13 protein-coding genes and 1 riboswitch are annotated in these 18,457 nt (G+C 41.4%); of the genes, 4 read left to right on the top strand and 9 right to left on the bottom strand.

The features are described 5' to 3' along the window. Positions 1 to 24: 24 nt before the first annotated feature. From CDZ94_RS13240 to CDZ94_RS13215, 6 genes are all read right to left on the bottom strand, one after another. Positions 25 to 1,653: a sodium:solute symporter family protein gene (locus CDZ94_RS13240; RefSeq protein WP_096437792.1), complete on the bottom strand. Its 1,629-nt coding sequence runs from the start codon at positions 1,651 to 1,653 to the stop codon at positions 25 to 27. Between the two features lie 27 nt (positions 1,654 to 1,680). Continuing rightward, positions 1,681 to 2,817, bottom strand: a complete 1,137-nt coding sequence (locus CDZ94_RS13235; RefSeq protein WP_096437790.1) for a glycerate kinase — start codon at positions 2,815 to 2,817, stop codon at positions 1,681 to 1,683. A 112-nt stretch (positions 2,818 to 2,929) separates the two neighbouring features. Beyond that, entirely contained in the window at positions 2,930 to 4,087 is a 1,158-nt protein-coding gene (locus CDZ94_RS13230) for a CdaR family transcriptional regulator (RefSeq protein WP_096437788.1), read from the bottom strand. Positions 4,088 to 4,164: 77 nt separating this feature from the next. Then, positions 4,165 to 5,856: an alpha-amylase family glycosyl hydrolase gene (locus CDZ94_RS13225; protein WP_157911760.1), complete on the bottom strand. Its 1,692-nt coding sequence runs from the start codon at positions 5,854 to 5,856 to the stop codon at positions 4,165 to 4,167. A gap of 620 nt (positions 5,857 to 6,476) precedes the next feature. Further along, positions 6,477 to 7,856 (bottom strand): YjiH family protein, encoded by a 1,380-nt coding sequence (locus CDZ94_RS13220; RefSeq protein ID WP_096437784.1) that lies wholly within the window; start codon positions 7,854 to 7,856, stop codon positions 6,477 to 6,479. Between the two features lie 248 nt (positions 7,857 to 8,104). Continuing rightward, a complete protein-coding gene (locus CDZ94_RS13215; RefSeq protein WP_096437782.1) occupies positions 8,105 to 9,466 on the bottom strand; it encodes an alanine/glycine:cation symporter family protein in 1,362 nt (453 codons plus the stop codon). Positions 9,467 to 9,988: 522 nt separating this feature from the next. Then, positions 9,989 to 10,112, top strand: a riboswitch (SAM riboswitch). A gap of 102 nt (positions 10,113 to 10,214) precedes the next feature. On the opposite strand from CDZ94_RS13215, the gene CDZ94_RS13205 reads away from it, so the two are divergent. Genes CDZ94_RS13205 through CDZ94_RS13190 form a run of 4 tightly spaced genes read left to right on the top strand, consistent with a single transcriptional unit; the run spans position 10,215 to position 13,992 of the window. Further along, positions 10,215 to 11,246, top strand: a complete 1,032-nt coding sequence (locus CDZ94_RS13205) for a methionine ABC transporter ATP-binding protein (RefSeq protein WP_096437778.1) — start codon at positions 10,215 to 10,217, stop codon at positions 11,244 to 11,246. Next, the gene (locus CDZ94_RS13200; protein WP_096437776.1) at positions 11,233 to 11,898 is read left to right on the top strand and encodes a methionine ABC transporter permease; all 666 of its coding nucleotides are present in this window, start codon (positions 11,233 to 11,235) and stop codon (positions 11,896 to 11,898) included. The genes CDZ94_RS13205 and CDZ94_RS13200 overlap by 14 nt, the downstream gene beginning before the upstream one ends. Before the next feature lie 35 nt (positions 11,899 to 11,933). Next, complete coding sequence (locus CDZ94_RS13195) at positions 11,934 to 12,761, top strand: MetQ/NlpA family ABC transporter substrate-binding protein (RefSeq protein WP_096437774.1); 828 nt, start codon at positions 11,934 to 11,936, stop codon at positions 12,759 to 12,761. Between the two features lie 43 nt (positions 12,762 to 12,804). Continuing rightward, positions 12,805 to 13,992, top strand: a complete 1,188-nt coding sequence (locus tag CDZ94_RS13190) for a M20 family metallopeptidase (RefSeq protein ID WP_096440843.1) — start codon at positions 12,805 to 12,807, stop codon at positions 13,990 to 13,992. Positions 13,993 to 14,174: 182 nt separating this feature from the next. Here the strand turns inward: CDZ94_RS13190 and CDZ94_RS13185 are convergent, their stop codons facing one another. The 3 genes from CDZ94_RS13185 to CDZ94_RS13175 all read right to left on the bottom strand — a co-directional run bounded on the left by CDZ94_RS13185 (position 14,175) and on the right by CDZ94_RS13175 (position 18,275). Beyond that, positions 14,175 to 15,326, bottom strand: a complete 1,152-nt coding sequence (locus CDZ94_RS13185) for a M14 family zinc carboxypeptidase (protein WP_096437772.1) — start codon at positions 15,324 to 15,326, stop codon at positions 14,175 to 14,177. A gap of 770 nt (positions 15,327 to 16,096) precedes the next feature. Further along, the gene (pdxK, locus tag CDZ94_RS13180; RefSeq protein ID WP_096437770.1) at positions 16,097 to 16,897 is read right to left on the bottom strand and encodes a pyridoxine/pyridoxal/pyridoxamine kinase; all 801 of its coding nucleotides are present in this window, start codon (positions 16,895 to 16,897) and stop codon (positions 16,097 to 16,099) included. Between the two features lie 139 nt (positions 16,898 to 17,036). Further along, a complete protein-coding gene (locus CDZ94_RS13175) occupies positions 17,037 to 18,275 on the bottom strand; it encodes an aminopeptidase (protein WP_096437768.1) in 1,239 nt (412 codons plus the stop codon). Between the last annotated feature and the right edge of the window lie 182 nt (positions 18,276 to 18,457).

The raw sequence follows: 18,457 nt of genomic DNA, 5'->3' as shown, positions 1-18,457 counted from the left end.
CTCCTCCTTAGAATGTTTATAGTTTTAAATAGATTGTAATAACAAGAGAATAACGATCGTTACAAAGAAATAACCGACCAAAATCAAAGGCCACTTTTTCATTGTTGTTTCTCCTTTAGCTTCTTCGTTAATTTCTTCAGCAGTCATTTGTCTTTCGCGTAGAACCTCTTGTAAGTCTTTTTCAGTGGAACCAAAGGTAAGACCGTCTGTTTTTTCTTTAGTTGGTTTTTTACCAGCCAGACTCACGAGGTAACCAATGGCGATTGAAACAACAGCACCAACTAGGTTGTTATAGAGCCAAGAAATATCTAAGAAACTTTCTGTTGCCCATACAGCTAGCATCCCCGCGACAACACCAGTGAAAGCTCCTGTTCCGTTCGCACGCTTAAAGAAAATTGCCAGGATAAATACACCGAGTAGTGCACCATAGAAATAAGATCCGATTTTATTTACGGTTTCAATGACAGGGCCTAGGTTTCCCGCAAAGAATGCAAAGATTGTGGCGTAAATACCCCAGAATACTGTCGCCCATCTTGATGCTTTAAGGTAATGAGCTTCTGAAGCGTCTTTTTTGTAAAATTTCGCATAAAAATCTCGGATAGAAACCGCGGATAGAGAGTTCAAAGCAGAGTCAAGGCTTGACATGGCAGCTGCAAACACCCCTGCAATTATTAACCCGGAAACGCCAACGGGTAAGTACTCGACAACAAACAAAGGAAACAATTCGTTCAGATTATCCACATCCGGGTGGCCAACTTGACCATAAAATGCAAATAGGAGAATACCAATGAATAAGAATAAAAGCATTTGTGGGAACATGAAGATTCCGCTAACAATGAGTGACATTTTACTTTCTTTTAATGACTTACTTGTAAGTACACGTTGAATTTGGCTTTGGTCTGTCCCGAAGTAAGCCGCGTGCATGAAGAAACCACCGATTACACCTGCCCAGATACTGTACTCTACACTTAGATCAAAACTGAAATTTAGAGATTCGAGTAACCCTGCCTCAGTTCCCGTTCCGATTGCTCCCATAAAGCCGTCAGGAATGTGCCCAACCATAGTGAATATAGCTAGGAATGCTCCGAGCCAAAGGACAAACATTTGAATAACGTCTGTCCAAATAACTGCTGAGATCCCGCCTAGAACCGTATAAGCTATGGCGATTATTGCCATTATAATGATCGTAGTGTTTAAATCCCAACCCGTAACAACAGCTAACACAAGTGCTGGTGCGTATAAAACCACACCTGTTGCTAACCCGCGGGCGACCAAAAATAACAGTGCAGTTAACGAACGGGTCTTTTTATCAAAGCGCTTTTCTAAGTATTCGTAAGCTGTATAAACTTCTGTACGATAGAAGAATGGAACTATTGTTACCATTAAAAAGGCCATAACGAGTGGTACGTTAATAAACGTGTTAATTCTCTCTAAACCACCGTCATAACCCCAGCCTGGGGCACCGATAAATGTGATCGCGCTGGCTTGGGTGGCCATTACTGATAAACCAACAGCCCACCAAGGGATGTTTCGCCCACCGAGAAAGTAATCTTTCGTCGTTTTTTGGTTTCTTCCAAACAAAGCACCAAATAAAGCGATTCCTAGAACATAAATAACTAGTACAATAAAGTCAATGGTCGTAAAACTGCTCATTTTCTTTTCCCCCTAATTGATAGTGATCTATTCTTTCTTTAATTTCAGTGTTTTCATGAGACGAGTCGTTGCTTCAAATAATAAAGCTTCTCCATTCTTCATGGCTTGTTCTAAGGACATTGGGCTGTTAACAATTGAATGAACCACAGATATGCCCTCTTTTTCAAGCTCCTCAATCCCATCGCCAATAGAACCTGTTAGTGCAACAACGGGAATTCCATATTCTTTTGCTAAATTCCCCAAACCAACAGGTACTTTACCGAAGAGAGACTGTCCATCTACCTTTCCTTCTCCTGTAATAATTAAATCTACAGCAGGAAGGGCTTTTTTTAGATTGGACGTTTCAACAATCAGTTCTAGTCCTGGTTTAAAAGTGACATTTAATAGAGAATGAAGTAAAAAGCCAATTCCTCCAGCGGCCCCACTCCCGGGTGTATTCACTTCCTGACGATTCGTATGTGTAGCTACTAGAGTAGAGAATTTTGTCATTCCAGCTTCTAAAGGAACGAGGAGATCTGGTGTAACGCCTTTTTGAGGTCCGAAAACAGCTATTGCCCCCTCCGTACCTAACAAAGGGTTGGTCACATCAGAAGCTACCACGAAGTTTACGTGCTTTAATCGTGGATCTAATGTAGAGGAATCAATGTGAGAGATACGTTGTAAATCACCGCCAACTCTCTCGAGAAAGGAACCTTTTTCGTCAAAACAATTCAGACCTAACGCTTGAAATAAGCCTACTCCTGCATCAACTGTAGCGCTTCCACCAAGACCCAAAATAATAGTTTTAGCTCCTAAATCAAGGGCTTCTTTTATTAACTGTCCGGTTCCAAAGGTAGAAGTCTTTAGTGGGTTAAGCTCTTCAGAAGTGAGCAATGGTAATCCTGACGCGGCAGCTGTTTCAATGACAGCCGTTTGACTCTCACCTATCCAGCCGAATGAAGAATCAATTGAACGACCAAGAGGGTCCTGGATGGTTCGAGTGATTCTCTCCCCACCAGTACTAAGAATAATAGCATCAACAGTACCTTCACCACCGTCTGCCATAGGGAATATGTTCGTTGTTAATGCAGGATTGAATGTTAGTATAGCTCTCTTTATGGTATTGGCTGCTTTCACACTTGAAATGGAGCCTTTAAATGAATCTGGTGCAATTAATACTCTCATAAATAAAACACGTCCGTTTCTCACTTGAATACATAATTAATTCATTACAGTTATCTTACACAGTGTGTAAAACGCTTACAATGGTATGTGAAACAAAAAAACACCTTATAAATCAGGTGTTTTTGGTATGTGTACTGAAATAATCGGTTTCTTCATTTTCTATGATTGCAAGGGCTAATGCATAAAGTATCCCGTCTCGAAATTTTCGAGGGTCGTAGCCAGTAAGGTCTGTCATCTTTTTTAACCGATATTGCAACGTGTTTTTATGAACATGTAAAGATTCACTAGTTTTTAATAAGGACTGTTCACATGAGATAAATGTTTGTAGAGTCTCAGTCAATGTGAAATGTGTTTTATCTCTTAAGAAGGGAAAGAATCGCATAACAAAATCGTTTTTTACAGACGAGGGAATAGGGTGAATGAGCGATTCGATACCAAGATCTCTGAAATTCACAACTGGTTGTCGTTTTATCCGGGCAAAGCTGAGGGATTGCATTGCCTCCTGAAATGATAGCCTTGTTTCTTCAATCCCATGGGCTGCTCGTCCGATTCCGATTGTTAGGCTGTGATGATTTGCTAGTTTTAAAAGGGTTTGATTTAAGCTTATTCCCTCATTTTCTTTATGTAAAAGAAGGAGTTGTCCGTTCCGCCAAGGTATTAAGAGATTGCTTTTGGAGGTATTGAGATGGGTGGAAAGTTTATTTTTTAAATTTCTTATTTGTTCTTGGCGAAGTATTTCATCGTGAGAAATATCTTTCTCTTTTTTTTCGAGTATCACAACAGTCCATTTGTTATCTACATCAATTCCGAGTGTAACTGCGCGAGCCCGGAAATAATCATTATCATCAACGGGGTTTAAAAACCATTCCTGAATAAAACTCTCTGTCGCTTTTACCTCAAGCTGGAGCTGATAGCGAAGGTGTTCCTCTTTGATCATTACTTCAGTCATTTTTTGAATGATCCGACCGTATCCTTGAATATCTTGCGGATCACCTGTCATCCCGATCACACCAATGATGTGATCTTCAAAGAATATCGGGAAATTGCCTCCCGGTTTTGCCCCTTGCCACTGTTCATTGGGATGGATTGTTACGGGATGTTTCGTTTCAAGGACTCTTTTTGCTCCTTCATGAAACGTTCCGATTCGTTTTTTGTCGATACTTGCGATTATTACCCCTTTGGAATCCATGATGTTAATGTTATGTCCAAGGGCCATTTCCGCTTCTTCTACAATACGCTGGGCGACGGCGTTTGAGAGAATGACGCTCATATGATCACTCCGTTTTTTCCTAAGATAGACATAAGGAAAAGATGAAGAGGTTCATCTTTTCCTGCTATGTTTACCTTCTATTTTTTTATCCAGGCATAACTGTAAGGATCGAGTGTTAACGTACGTTCGACTTGTCTGTCATTAAATAAGTTCTTGCCACTAGTTGGAAGTTCGATAGTAACTTTTTTATTGTCAATATTTACTACGGTGAAAACTGTATCTCCAGTTTGTTCGTTTTTACGTTCAAGTGCAAACACCGAGGTATTGAGATCAAGCACGCGTTGTTCGGCATAAGGAGATAAAGCCGGTTCCTGTTGGCGAATCTTGATCATTTCCTGTATACCACCGTAGATAGCTTTTCGGCGGTCTTCATTTTTAAGTTCATCTACGATTTGACTGTACTCGAGCTTCTCACGGTTTATCCGGCGATTAATGCCTGACGCAACAAGTCCTTCGTAGTAGTTTTTCGATCCGAGTAAGGAATGGTAGTAAATAGCTGGAACACCCATGAACGAAGTAAGGATCGAGTGAGCGGCCAGCATCTTTTGCACTGCGTCTGCGTCCGTTTCATTTTCTTGCTTGTTTACAAGTGCTTCAGAATAGTTAATATTCAACTCATACACAGACTGGGAGCCATCCGGGTTACTCTTATACGACACACGCCCGCCGTTATCTTCGACTTTATTCACTAGAAGTTGTTTTTCTTCATCAGTTAAAATTCCTTCTGTTGGGCGCATGCCAATCCCGTCGTGACTCGCGAGGAAATTAAAATACGTAGCATCGTTTGATACTTTTCTAATTGTTTTTGCCCAGTCTGTTAGCTTTGTACTATCGTGAGTGGTAAGTGTGTATAGTACAAGGGGTGGCAAAGAGAACTGGTATACCATATGTGCTTCGTTTTCACCGTCACCAAAGTAACTGATATTTTCTTTATGGGGCACGTTTGTTTCGGTGATGATCTGTGTGCCTTCTTTGAAATAATCTAATAGTAAGTGCCAAAGCTCAATAATGGCATGCGTTTCTGGTAGATGTATAGATGAACTGGCTGATTTTTTCCATAAAAATCCAATTGCATCTAATCGAATACTCGTACCACCTTTGTTAGCATACTCTAACAAAATATCTGTAAGCTCCAGTAATACTGGAAAATGACGAACATTCACATCTACCTGATCTTCGCTAAACGTTGTCCAAGCCGTTTTTGTACCTAAAGCGACTTTATATTCATGGTAAAGAGGTGAGGTACGTGGACGAACCACTTTGCTCGTATCAAAGTTCTCATCTTTCGGAATAAAATAATGACGGTATTTAGGATCATCATTTAAGTATCCTTGAAACCACTTACTTGATTTAGATATATGGTTCGCTACAAAGTCAAACATCAGCCGGTAATCACCGGAAAGCTTTTCAATGTGCTCCCAGTTTCCCAACTCAGGATTAATTTTACGGTAATCGGTTACAGAAAACCCATCGTCTGAAGTATATGGAAACATCGGTAACAAATGAACGTCCGTTATTGTGTCACCGATTTGATTTTTCAAAAATTTATAGAGGGTTTCAAGAGTAGGCTTGCCATCTTCGTAAATGCTGTCGCCATATGTAATCATGTAGACGTTTTTCTCAGAAATAGGAGTAGGAACATGCCACTTTTTATTTTCCCATTGTGAAATTAAGTTTTCTAATCCATTTTTATGGAAATCCTCGTATTCATCTCCATAAATGAACTGAAGTTTTTCATTTGCTTGCGCAAGCAGTTGTTGTTTGTCCACTGTCATCATCCTTTGGTGTTCGTTTTGTTGTAATGAAAAGGGAGTAGGGGCCATATTCTTATTTTTTTCTGTTACATACCTTTTAGGGGGAACCGCTACCGAATGATCTTAACTGGGTGCAACTCATTTTCATTTAGATTATATACATTCAAATTTTTACCTTTTCGCTTGGAAAGGCGAAAAGAAAGAGAGGAACGACAGTAATGAGGAAATTAGGTACGGAATTTCAAAGCATTTTGATCGTTCTCAAATGTATTTAATTACTTGGTATGAATCGTACCTTTCTAGATATTGGTTCGTCAAGTACATTCATTAACTTAAAAACTACAAAGAAAAGGACCGGAGAACGGTCCTTTTCTTATAATATAAGCGTTTAAAATTGAAAGGCAAAGGTGTTTCACGATGCTCATCGAATGGCTCTTAAAAGACTACAACTATTTGTTTTTTGAGCGTTAGGCAAGCGAATGCTTGTCCTGTCACGCTCAAAAAGCCAAGGAAAAAGATCAAAGGTTATTGAGTAAAAAACAGTAGAAAAACCTTAAGACAAAATTTTATTCTGCACAAATCATTTAGCTTCATTCATTGACTTCGAACAACTCAACAATGTAGCTTTAAATAAATTAAAAAATCATATGAGCAATCAAAGTAATGATAGGTAGAGTAATTAAAGTACGTAATAAATAAATGATTAACAGATCTCTAAACTTAACCGGGATTTTAGACCCTAAGAGCACACCACCGACTTCTGACAAGTAAATAAGTTGAGTAACAGACACACAAGCAATAATAAAGCGTGTTAATTCACTTTCAATGCCGGTAGCGAAAATGGCAGGCAAGAACATATCAGCAAACCCAACGACGAGTGCTTCAGATGCGGCAGCAGCTTCTGGAATTTGCATCACTTGCAAGATTGGAATGAATGGTGCCCCGAGCCAGGAGAAGATCGGTGTGAATTCGGCGAGAATTAAGGCAATTGTACCAAATGCCATAACGACCGGTGCTACACCTAACCACATATCGAGAACATTTTTCGTGCCGTCTTTAAAGAATTCTCCTACACCTTTATTTGTGTCTGCACGTCTTTTTGCTTGCTTGAAGCCCCAGCTAAATGGCGTGTAACCCTCTGGAATCGCTTCGTTTAGCTGGCTCTCTTGATCATTTGCATACGTATTCGCCTTTTTTGATAAAGGTGGAATGCGCGGCATGATGAGAGCAGCGACAAGACCAGAGAACATGACCGTTGCATAAAATGGTATAAACATGTGACCTAAGCCGACTTCCATAATGACGACTAAGCTAAACGTAATGGATACAACAGAGAAGGTTGTCCCAATAACAGCAGCTTCACGTTTGGAGTAGTACCCTTCTTCGTACTGCTTACTCGTAAGCAGTACCCCGATCGTGCCGTCCCCTAACCATGATGTTAAGGAATCGATAGAAGACCGACCAGGGAGTTTAAATAACGGACGCATCAATTTCGTTAAAATAGCTCCGAATAATTCCAAGAGACCAAAGTTTAACAACAAAGGTAAAAAGAGTCCGGCGAATAAGAAAACGGTAAAGAGCAGCGGAAGAAGTCCGCCTTCCATGAGTAACAGTCCACCAGTATATTCGTTGTGAACCGCCTCAGGGCCAAGCTGGAAAAACGTCATAATCGCTAATACAGTCGCGATTAAACGGACGACGAGCCAAAAAAGGCTTACATCGAGTAGCTTTTCTAGATAAAGAGAGTTCTTAAATGTATCTGGGTTGGATAACTTCATGATTTTTGCAATGACCGATCCTACGAAACTAACAGAAATAATAATGGTTAAAATAGCTGGAAGAACTGTAGCTAATGCCTCTTCTAGTAGACTTGCTAATATCGCTACTGGAATTGTAACTTCTCCATCTATTGGAATTGGAATCATAAACAATCCGATACCGACTAAAGAAGGAAGTAAAAACTTCCAAATGGCACTAGATGTATCAGGGTTCGTCTGTTGTTTTGACTGATTCATTATATTCACTCCTACGTATATTACTTTCGTTGGTGTTGTTTGTTTAGTTCCGATATTTATTCACTGTTATAAATATTAATACATAGTGATTAAAAATACAACAATTTTATTAAATAAACACTATTTTACAATAATATTTAGTGAAAACATTTCTAAAGATAACGCTTACACAAATGGGGGGGAGAAGCCGCACTGCTAACAGCTGGCAGCGCGGCTTCCTCATTTCATACATTCATTGAGTAGAAGACTTAACTTGCAGCTTTTGCTTTCTCTTTTTCTTCTTTTGCTACTTTTAAGAATCGACGTGTTTCAGCTACAACAACGCCTGACAATCCGAGTAAGCCAATTAAGTTTGGTACGGCCATCAGACCATTAAATACATCAGCGACACCCCAAACAATACTTAGTTCAGTAATGGCTCCAACGAAAATCGCGAGTACGAAAACGAAGCGGTAATATTTGACGGCTTCTTGTTTAAAGAGATAACCAAAACATTTTTCACCATAGTAAGACCAACCAAGAATTGTAGAGAAGGCAAAGAAAGCGAGCCCTACTGCGACGATGATTGATCCAGTATTTCCTAAGAAGAGCTCGAATGTAGCAGAAGTTAAATCGGCTCCTTCAAAATCTCCACTCGTATACATACCACCCATGACGATCGCGACACCTGTAATGGAACAAACGACAATGGTATCAATAAATACCTGGGTCATCGAAACGAGGGCTTGACGCCCCGGATAATCCGTTCGTGCTGCGGCAGCTGCAATTGGTGCAGAACCGAGACCGGCTTCGTTTGAGAACACACCACGAGCAACACCCCAACGAATAACAGCACCGATGGCACCCCCGGCTACAGCCTCTCCTGTAAAGGCGTCAGTAAAAATAAGGCTGACGGCTGCTGGTACTAGATCGAAGTTATTAATAATCAACACAAGTCCTGCGATAACATAAAATAAAGCCATAAATGGGACAAAGTATGCAGTCACACGACCAATACTTTTAATTCCACCTAAAATAACAAGACCCGCTAGAACAGTTAACACGACTCCTGTTAACCAAAAAGGAACATTAAATGTCGATTCCATTGCACTAGCCACAGAGTTTGACTGTACAAGATTTCCGATACCGAAGGCTGCAAAGGCACCGAATACTGCGAAAAGTACGGCGAGCCATTTTAATTTAAGCCCTTTTTCCAAGTAATACATCGGGCCGCCAGACATCTTGCCATCTTTACCTTCTACGCGGTATTTTACCGCTAGAATAGCCTCGGCATATTTTGTTGCCATGCCAAACAAAGCGGTGATCCACATCCAGAAAACAGCACCTGGTCCACCTAAAACTACGGCGGTCGCTACCCCGGCAATGTTTCCTGTCCCGATTGTGGCAGCTAATGCTGTTGTCAATGCCTGAAAGTGGGAGATATCCCCTTTTGATTTTTTATCTTGTTTGCTAGGACTGAATGAAAGCTTTAAAGCATAAGGCAAAGTGCGAAATTGTAAAAAGCTGAGTCGAAGAGTTAAGAATACTCCTGTACCGACGAGAAGTACCAACAAAGGCACACCCCAGACTACATCGCTTACTGCACCAATAAAATCGTTTAACTGTTCCATCTTTATCCCCCTTTGTCTCTTTATCACTCTATTATATATCGAAAATTCAGAAAAAAGAAGGAGCCTGCTTTATATTTTTTCAGAGAATTTTGTAAAATAACTTCTTATTTAAATCAAAAATCAGATTGAATGATGTCGTTTTTACTCGAAGTTAGTGTAAATGAAGGAGTGCGAATGGATGGGGTGTATCAATCACTACCTGTCATGGTAGCCATAAAAACTGGAGACCCCACAAGAAAAATTGCTGCACACCTTGAATTCACAGGTACTTTCCGATGCTCAAAGGTTTCACCTCTTGGGCTCTTCTTTGCTCGATTTTATAAAAGTCAACTAAAATCCTTCTATTGGAATTTATATAGGTATAAAAGATTACTTTTGTTATGTAAAGCGCTTTCATTACTGTTTGTTATTGACTCTTTTCCGGAGTTCGCTGTAATATAAACAACAATCACATAAAGTTCAGAAAAAACCGAATGACAAAATTGTCTTTAAAAGGACATTTCGATAACTTAATAATTCATCTTCTTATCAAGAGAGGCAGAGGGATATGGCCCTTTGAAGCCTCGGCAGCGGGTTCTGATGACGATCAGAATACTGTGCCAATTCCATCAAGCTTACCAAAACCAACAAGCTTGAGAGATAAGAAGAGAGGTATCTTACATTCTTACCCCTCTTCTTATTCAATAAGAAGAGGGGTTTTTAGTTTACTTAAAATGTGAAATTCTGATGTGAAAGGAGCTAGCGCACCATGATAACCTTCGACAATGTAACAAAAGAGTATGAAGGAGTAGAAGGCACGGTCACGGCTGTAAAAGATGTGTCTTTTAAGGTAAATAAAGGTGACATCTATGGCGTTATCGGATTCAGTGGGGCTGGTAAAAGTACACTAATCCGATGTGTTAACTTACTTGAAGAGCCGACAGCAGGCATTGTTTCTGTTAATGGCCGCGATATGAAAAGTCTTTCTGCAAAGGAACTGAGGGAAGCTCGAAAGAAGATCGGGATGATTTTTCAGCATTTTAACTTGTGTGAATCAAAAACGGTCTATGCAAATGTCGCGATTCCTTTACAACTGATCAAAACGCCGAAGTCAAAAATAAAAAAACGAGTTGAAGAGTTGCTTTCCTTCGTTGGGCTAAGTGACAAAGCTGATAATTATCCCGACCAGCTTTCTGGAGGTCAGAAGCAGCGTGTCGGAATCGCCAGAGCATTGGCTACATCACCTGAAGTTCTCCTTTGTGATGAAGCGACCTCCGCCTTAGATCCACAAACGACTAAAGCGATTTTAGAGTTATTGAAAAAAGTAAATCGCGAATTCAACATTACAGTGCTCATTATTACTCACGAAATGCCGGTCATTCGTGATATATGTAACCGGGTAGCGGTGATGGAAGGTGGCGAAGTTATTGAATCCGGAAGCGTATTTGATGTTTTTTCCCGACCACAGTCAAAGACGACGAAGAACTTTGTAAGTTCCGTGATGCAAGATAAGCTTCCTCGCTCGGTCCTAGAAACGCTGAAAAACGATGGTGATTCTCATCAAATCTACCGGGTTTTGTTTGAAGGAGAAATGGCCAGTCAACCTGTACTTTCTAAAGTGTCAAAACGTTTTGATATCGAAGTGAACGTGTTGTATGGACATATTACAGAGCTTCAAGAAAAGCCTTTCGGAAATTTAATCGTCGAGTTCCACGGTGACGAAAGCCGGATACAAGAAGCCGTCTCCTTCATCGGTAAGGATTTGACGATAAGGGAGGTCGACATTCATGAGGAGTACTGATTGGAGCACCTTTTGGGTTCGTGTATGGGAAGCAACACTAGAGACGCTCGCGATGACGGCCTTTCCGCTACTGTTTGCAAGCTTAATCGGAATTCCGTTAGGCGTCGCCGTCGTTGTTACTCGAAAAGGTCAATTGTTTGAAAATAAAATTGCGTTCCAAATTTTGAATACCATTGTCAATGTTGTTCGTTCAGTACCTTTTATCATTCTGATGGTGGCAATTATTCCGTTTACTCGTCTTGTTGTAGGAACAACGATTGGTACAACAGCCGCGATGGTGCCACTCGTTATTTTTGCTGCACCATTCATTGCGAGGTTGGTTGAAAGTAGCTTACTAGAAGTAGACCCAGGCGTTACGGAAGCAGCTAAATCGATGGGGGCTACACCTTGGCAAATCATCTTCCGCTTTCTCATTCCAGAAGCATTAAGTTCACTTGTTTTAAACTTAACGATTGCTACAGTCGGATTAGTCGGAGCATCAGCAATGGCTGGAGCTGTAGGAGGCGGTGGACTGGGTGATTTAGCGATTGCCTATGGCTACCAGCGCTTCCACTCAGATGTCATGCTTGTCACGGTTATTCTTCTCGTTATTATTGTTCAAATCATTCAAACAGGTGGAAATCGTTTATCTAGAGCGATCCGCCGTCGCTAAAAAGTTCATTACACACACTAAAGGAGAGATCAATCATGAAAAAACTCATGACGACACTTGTTTCTGCAGTATCACTTACAGCAATTTTGGCCGGTTGTGGCGGATCAGATGACGATACCGTAACAGTTGGTGTGAACGGATCAGGAATCCCACTTTGGGAATACATGTCCGATAAAGCAGCTGAAGAGGGAATCACTTTGGAGGTTCAGGAATTCTCTGATTACGTAAGACCGAACATGGCACTTGCAGACGGAGAAATCGATTTTAATGCTTTCCAAACGATTTCCTATTTTGACAATTTTATCGAGGAGCATAATTTAGACCTAGAGCCGATCGCGGGTACGTATATTGCTCCTATGGGGTTATATTCCGATAAATACGAATCTCACGAGGAAATCCCAGAAGGGGCGACAATTGCCGTTCCTCAAGAAGAAACGAACCAGGGACGTGCACTGCTTTTACTTCAAGAAGCAGGGTTTATTGAGCTTCCGGAAGATTTTGATGGGATTGGTGATGCGAGTGCGATCGTAGATAATCCTCACAACATTAATATCGAAGAGGTTCAAGCCGCACAAACGCCAAGGGTAATTCCTGATGTGGATGGGTCTGTAATAAATAATGGAGTTGCTGTTGAAGCCGGCTACATTCCGGTAAATGACGCTATTTTTATTGAAGACTCAGACGGTGCAGCTGCTTACGTTAATATTCTTGCAGTCCAATCCGAAGATACAGATAATGAAACGTTACAGCGAATAGCTGAGCTATACCATGAAGAGGATACGCAGGAGTTTATTATTGATCTCTATGAAAACTCACTCCTTCCAACATTCATCGACGATATGGAAGAGCTTCGCGACTATTAATTTACAGAAGTCTGGCATAGGTGAGGAGAGGGTTCAAGTGACAATGGAATTAAGAGAATTTGTTTTACAGGCTGTAGAAGAAAACCAAGAAACGTATCTAACCACAAGTCACCTTATACATGAACGCCCTGAAATCGGCAATGAAGAGTACTTTGCTTCTGAAACATTAACAGCGTTGCTTATAAACAATGGGTTTGACGTTGAAAAAGCCGTCGCTGGTCATGAAACGTCTTTTGTAGCTACGAAAGCCTCCTGTAAAGAAGGGCCAACGATTGGGTTCTTGGCAGAGTACGACGCACTTCCTGGTCTTGGTCACGCGTGCGGTCATAATATCATCGGAACTGCAAGCGTTGCGGCAGGAATTTCCTTGAGCGAAGTTCTTCATGAAACAGGAGGGAAGGTCGTTGTCTTTGGAACGCCAGCAGAAGAGGGAGGGCCAAATGGCAGTGCGAAAGGGAGCTTTGTAAAGTCAGGCCTTCTTGAAGGAGTGGACGTCTGCATGATGATTCACCCGTATAACAAAAATACACGCTCTGGAAATTCGTTAGCAGTCGATCCACTAGATTTCGAATTCACTGGGCGCTCTGCTCATGCAGCAGCTTCACCAGAGCAGGGAATTAACGCATTGGATAGTGTAATTCAGCTTTTTAACGGCGTAAATGCACTGCGTCAGCATACAACAGATGATATACGAATCCATGGGATCATAACTCATGGAGGTGACGCGCCAAACATCGTTCCTGATTACGCAAAAGCGCGCTTTTACATTCGTGCAGCGACAAGAGAAAGGTGCACCGAAGTCACGAAAAAAGTTCGAGCGATTGCCGAGGGAGCAGCGCTAGCTACTGGTGCAGAGCTTAATGTGATTAAGATTCAAAATGAAGTAGATAACTTTAAGCTAAACGATTCCCTGGATGCTCTTTTTCAAGAGCAGGTAGAAAGCTTGGGCGCGCCCTTTGATCCAGTAAACAACAAAGGGTTAGGTTCCACTGATGCTGGAAATGTGAGCCAGGTTGTACCAACGATTCATCCGTTTTTGAAAATTGGAGCAGAGGATCTCGTTGTTCATACAGATGCCTTTCGGGAGGCGGCAAAATCTAAAGAGGGGGATGAGGCGCTACTATTAGGTGCGAAATCTCTTGCGCTCACTGGACTGCTGTTGTTGATGGAACCAGATCGATTAAATAAAATTAAAGCAGAGTTTGAAACGGAACAAGCAGCACTCGTTTAGAGTAGAAAAAACACCCCTTGTGTGGGGTGTTTTTTCCGTTTTAACTTACAATATTTGCTTAAGCTCCACTGACTGCGAGCTCGGCACTATTAATGTATTTTATTTATGCAGAATCATCTCGCCTCTTTTAATTCCAAAAGGACAAGTCCAACTAAAGTCTCTCTGTCCTCAAAGCTAGCTTTTTAGTACCCTACAGGAACAATCCCGCTATGATCGGTCTGATATCCTTCAGTAGGGCGGTGCGGGATCTCATCCCAACGATCTGCATCGGCTTCATACACTTCTCCATTGGCCAAACCAAGAAGGAGATGCTTAATTCCGATTTCGTTTTGGCGGATTAATTTCCCTCTTGAGCGTTGTCCCAGGTTGCCGTCACGCGTATTACCGGATGTTTCAAAGAAGATCGCAGGGTTACTATAGCCCTCTGGATTTAATCCTTCGTGATCCAACCCAAGCATCATTGCTGAAACGACTCCGCCATGAATGTCAATTTCTAAGCCCTGGCCAACCTGGTAACGGTCAATCGTAATATGTCCAAACTCCGTCAATGCATCGTAGACGTGGACTTGCATTTGACGGGTAAGCTCATCATAAGCGCCATCTTTAATTCCCGGTAAGGTTGGGCCGCCTGGAGCGAGTGAAATACCTAATGACATCGTAACCGTCTCACCTGTGCCATACATTTCTTTCAACCCTTGATGATGAATATCGAGTACATAATCAGGTTGAAGGTCTGTCCAAAATTCGTAAAAAGCTTTAGATTCTTTAGCCTCGAAAGCATGATGTGCCCAATCACGGTTTAAATCAATACGAGTTTCATTTCCGTTTTGATCTAAAAGGGGTTCATCGTTTTCTTGATCCCATAAAACGGTTTGACGGATATTCATTTCACTACCATCTGGGTTATACATCGGGATGAAATATAACGTAAATTCATCGACAAGCGTCTGATAATCTTTCGAACCATTATTCCCTAACTTCTTTAATAGCTCAATAGAAGCTTCTGCTCCGTATGGTTCATCACCGTGGATCCGGCTTTGCACCCACATTTTCTTAGGTCCGTCCCCAACTTTTGCTACATACAAATCTCTACCTTGTTCACTTTTGTTGTACTCAGTTCCATAGTCAGCAAGAGTGAAGACATCAACATCACGCCTGCTTGTTCGCTCAATTTGCTCTAATGATTCAATCATTTCATCGTACGTAAGTATACTAGAAATGTTCGTTTCTCCCTCTGTGGAAGGACCATTCCCGTTGGCGTGTACATTCATTGTTGAAGCGAAAATGAGAGTCCAAACTAAAGTAACGACTAGTGCTTTTACTATTTTATTCATCAAACTCCTCCTCTTAAGTATTTACCCACTATATTTAGGGTGGCTAAATATAGGTTACTAGAAAAGGTATACAGAATTTGTTGAGTGCTGTCGTGTTAAATTTTAGGATGATCCCCTTGTACAGTTACATTTGAACTATGAAAATAACGAAAATTTCATTATGAATACTGGATAGGAGGTCGACATGAAAGAAATTGTTTGATATTTGTAAGATCTTGTCGTCTAATGTCTTAAATATCATTCTTTAGTAGTGCGTGTTCAAAAGAAGCCCAAAAAGACACCGAGCTACTTAGCAGGAAATCCTTTTCAACGGCAGCTATTTTTAGCGGACTTTTTGAACATCCTCTAGTAACAATACGGTGTAGTCAATAGTTTTTGTTCAGAGATAAGGAAGTATAGGTCTGATAGCTACCTTCACGCTACGCGTCTAAAGGGAAAAGCATCCTTGAGACTTAAAAGCATGCGAGCTAACGCTGTTTTTATTAAAAGATAACTATGCGGTTATTCTTAAGCTAATGGATACCTATAATTTAATAGAATTAAATATAAAAAGAAGCTGGGATAATACAGTCTCTCATTAAGTAAAAAACGGTTCCATTTATCCGCGTTCGATAATTGGGACCGTTTTTATTGAACAAAAATGATTGAGGAGGTTTTGTGGGGGGGGGGTCTCAAGTTCACCGCCATTCGGGTGAAATGCAAATTAGCCTTCAGAAATCAGAAGACAGGCTCCACATCGATCTTACGCTTCCCGTTCGCTCCCCCGAGAATCACTGCTCTCGATATGCGAATCGCTTCACCGGCCCAATGTATTGATTCAAAGCAAATGAACCTTCGATCGCTTTTGAAATGAACGTTTTCGCGTCTTTCACGGCAGTTTTTACGTCCTTGCCATTTGCTAGTCCCGCACAAATCGCTGATGAGTAAGTACAGCCAGCTCCGTGTGTGTAGTTAGTGTCAATTTTTTTTGATTCAAGAACTTCGAATTCTTTACCGTCGTAAAGGACGTCCACGGCAGTTTCCCCGATAGCACCGCCACCTTTGATGAGTACGTAGCTTGGTCCCAGCTCTTTAATTTTTGCTGCTGCCTGCTTCATATCGTTAAGTGTTTCGATTGGTGGTAAACCGCTCAATTGAGAGGCTTCAAACAGGTTAGGTGTGACGACGGTTGCCTTAGGTACAAGCGCTTCGCGGTAGCTCACTGTATGCTCGGGGTGAAGTGGTTCATCTACACCTTTACAAACCATAACAGGATCGACGACGACATTAGCTCCTTTTTCCGTAATTGTAGCGGCTACCATTTCAATCATTTCACTAGAACCAAGCATGCCCGTTTTCATAGCATCGATGCCAACACCATCGAGAACTGTCTCGAGCTGGGTTTCCACGACATTAATTGGCTGTGGGAAAACATTATGTGCCCAGCCGTTTTTCGGATCCATGGTTACGATGGTCGTGAGTGCTGTCATCCCATATACACCAAGCTCTTGAAATGTTGACAAATCAGCTTGGATACCAGCCCCGCCACTTGTATCAGATCCTGCAATTGTTAGTGCTTTTTTCATTGTCATTTGTGTGACCTCCTTAAATCTCGCTGTATATTAATTCTATTATATTACAAGCTGTTAGAGTAAAAAAACGTCGAACTATAATTAAAAGCCTGCCCTACTAATAGCAGGGCAGGCTTGAAATGTAAATGAGACAAATAGTTTAGTCGTTCGTTGCCCATTCCCCATTACGGAATACAGGTTCGCGACTGCCGTCTTCTTTAATACCATCAATGTTCATGTCACCAGAGCCAACCATGAAATCGACGTGGGTAATGCTGTTGTTAATGCCGTGAGCTTCTTGCTCTTCTTTTGACATGTCGGGTCCTCCTTCAACACAAAACGCATAGGCGCTTCCTAATGCAAGGTGGTTCGATGCATTTTCATCATACAACGTGTTGTAGAAGAGGATGCCTGATTGTGAAATCGGTGAGCTGTGTGGAACAAGGGCAACTTCACCTAAGTAGCGAGCGCCTTCATCTGTATCCAACAAATGCTTCAATGTTTCATAACCTTCTTCTGCTTGGAAGTCAATCACTTTCCCGTTTTCGAAAGTTAAAGCGAAGCCATCAATTACATTGCCGCTGTAGTTTAATGGTTTCGTGTTGCGAACGGTACCGTTTACCCCATCTTTTTTAGGTAATGTGAACACTTCTTCTGTCGGCATGTTAGCGATAAAGTGAGTGCCATCAGTATTTGGACCACCACCGCCAACCCAAATGTGGCCCTCTGGAAGTTCAACTGTTAAATCTGTTCCTGCAGCTGTATAATGAAGCGCTTTGTATTTTTGTTCGTTTAAAAACTTCGCCTTTGTTTGGAGAGTTACATCATGGTCTTTCCATGCTTGTACAGGGTCTGCTGTGTTAATACGAACAGCCTCAAACATCGCTTCCCAAAGTTTTTCTTCCGCTTCTTCTTCTGATACATCAGGAAATACTTTTTTAGCCCATCCTGCAGATGGTGCTGCTGTTACACACCAGCTGACTTTGTCAGACTGTATGTATTTTCTAAACGTGTCCATCGCCAGACCGGCTGTTTTGTTTTGGGTGGAAATTCGTTCAGCTGGCACGCCTTTAAATAAGTCCGGGTCCGTTGATTTGATCGTTAAAAACGCTGCTCCTTTTTCAGCGAGCGCTTCCATTCCTTTTGCTTTCCATTCAGGAAATTCTTTGAAAGCTTCCATCGGTGCGAGGTCATAGCGGATTCTCGCAGTTTGGTCATCGTTCCATTCTACGTGTACATTTTTTGCACCTGCTTCATAAGCTTCTTTTACCACTTTTCTCACAAAATCAGCAGCGGTTACCGGGGCGTTTACGACAACGTCTTGTCCTTCTTGGACGTTAATCCCCATTCGAACAGCTAATTCCGCATATTTTGCAAGCTTTTGTTCAAAGTTACTCATTTTCGAAATCCCTTCTCTCCGTATGGTAAATTTAAATGTCTTACGGCTATTTTATCAGTTTGCAGTTTATTTTGAAACTTTAGGAATCTAACCGGGTAGATTAGACTACTTAGAATGGATGGACAGTGATTAAGAAATAGGCTGAAAAGGGTATGGTAAAGAGGTGAAGGATAAATGTTTAA

Source organism: Alteribacter populi (genome assembly GCF_002352765.1).
Classification (GTDB): domain Bacteria; phylum Bacillota; class Bacilli; order Bacillales; family Salisediminibacteriaceae; genus Alteribacter; species Alteribacter populi.
This window is presented reverse-complemented; position numbering and strand designations above follow the sequence as displayed.

What these genes read in the sequence shown, in the direction of transcription:
- CDZ94_RS13240 (WP_096437792.1), bottom strand. Translation starts at nt 1,653, where the DNA reads ATGAGCAGTTTTACGACCATTGACTTTATTGTACTAGTTATTTATGTT.
- CDZ94_RS13235 (WP_096437790.1), bottom strand. Translation starts at nt 2,817, where the DNA reads ATGAGAGTATTAATTGCACCAGATTCATTTAAAGGCTCCATTTCAAGT.
- CDZ94_RS13230 (WP_096437788.1), bottom strand. Translation starts at nt 4,087, where the DNA reads ATGAGCGTCATTCTCTCAAACGCCGTCGCCCAGCGTATTGTAGAAGAA.
- CDZ94_RS13220 (WP_096437784.1), bottom strand. Translation starts at nt 7,856, where the DNA reads ATGAATCAGTCAAAACAACAGACGAACCCTGATACATCTAGTGCCATT.
- CDZ94_RS13215 (WP_096437782.1), bottom strand. Translation starts at nt 9,466, where the DNA reads ATGGAACAGTTAAACGATTTTATTGGTGCAGTAAGCGATGTAGTCTGG.
- CDZ94_RS13205 (WP_096437778.1), top strand. Translation starts at nt 10,215, where the DNA reads ATGATAACCTTCGACAATGTAACAAAAGAGTATGAAGGAGTAGAAGGC.
- CDZ94_RS13200 (WP_096437776.1), top strand. Translation starts at nt 11,233, where the DNA reads ATGAGGAGTACTGATTGGAGCACCTTTTGGGTTCGTGTATGGGAAGCA.
- CDZ94_RS13195 (WP_096437774.1), top strand. Translation starts at nt 11,934, where the DNA reads ATGAAAAAACTCATGACGACACTTGTTTCTGCAGTATCACTTACAGCA.
- CDZ94_RS13190 (WP_096440843.1), top strand. Translation starts at nt 12,805, where the DNA reads ATGGAATTAAGAGAATTTGTTTTACAGGCTGTAGAAGAAAACCAAGAA.
- CDZ94_RS13185 (WP_096437772.1), bottom strand. Translation starts at nt 15,326, where the DNA reads ATGAATAAAATAGTAAAAGCACTAGTCGTTACTTTAGTTTGGACTCTC.
- pdxK (WP_096437770.1), bottom strand. Translation starts at nt 16,897, where the DNA reads ATGACAATGAAAAAAGCACTAACAATTGCAGGATCTGATACAAGTGGC.
- CDZ94_RS13175 (WP_096437768.1), bottom strand. Translation starts at nt 18,275, where the DNA reads ATGAGTAACTTTGAACAAAAGCTTGCAAAATATGCGGAATTAGCTGTT.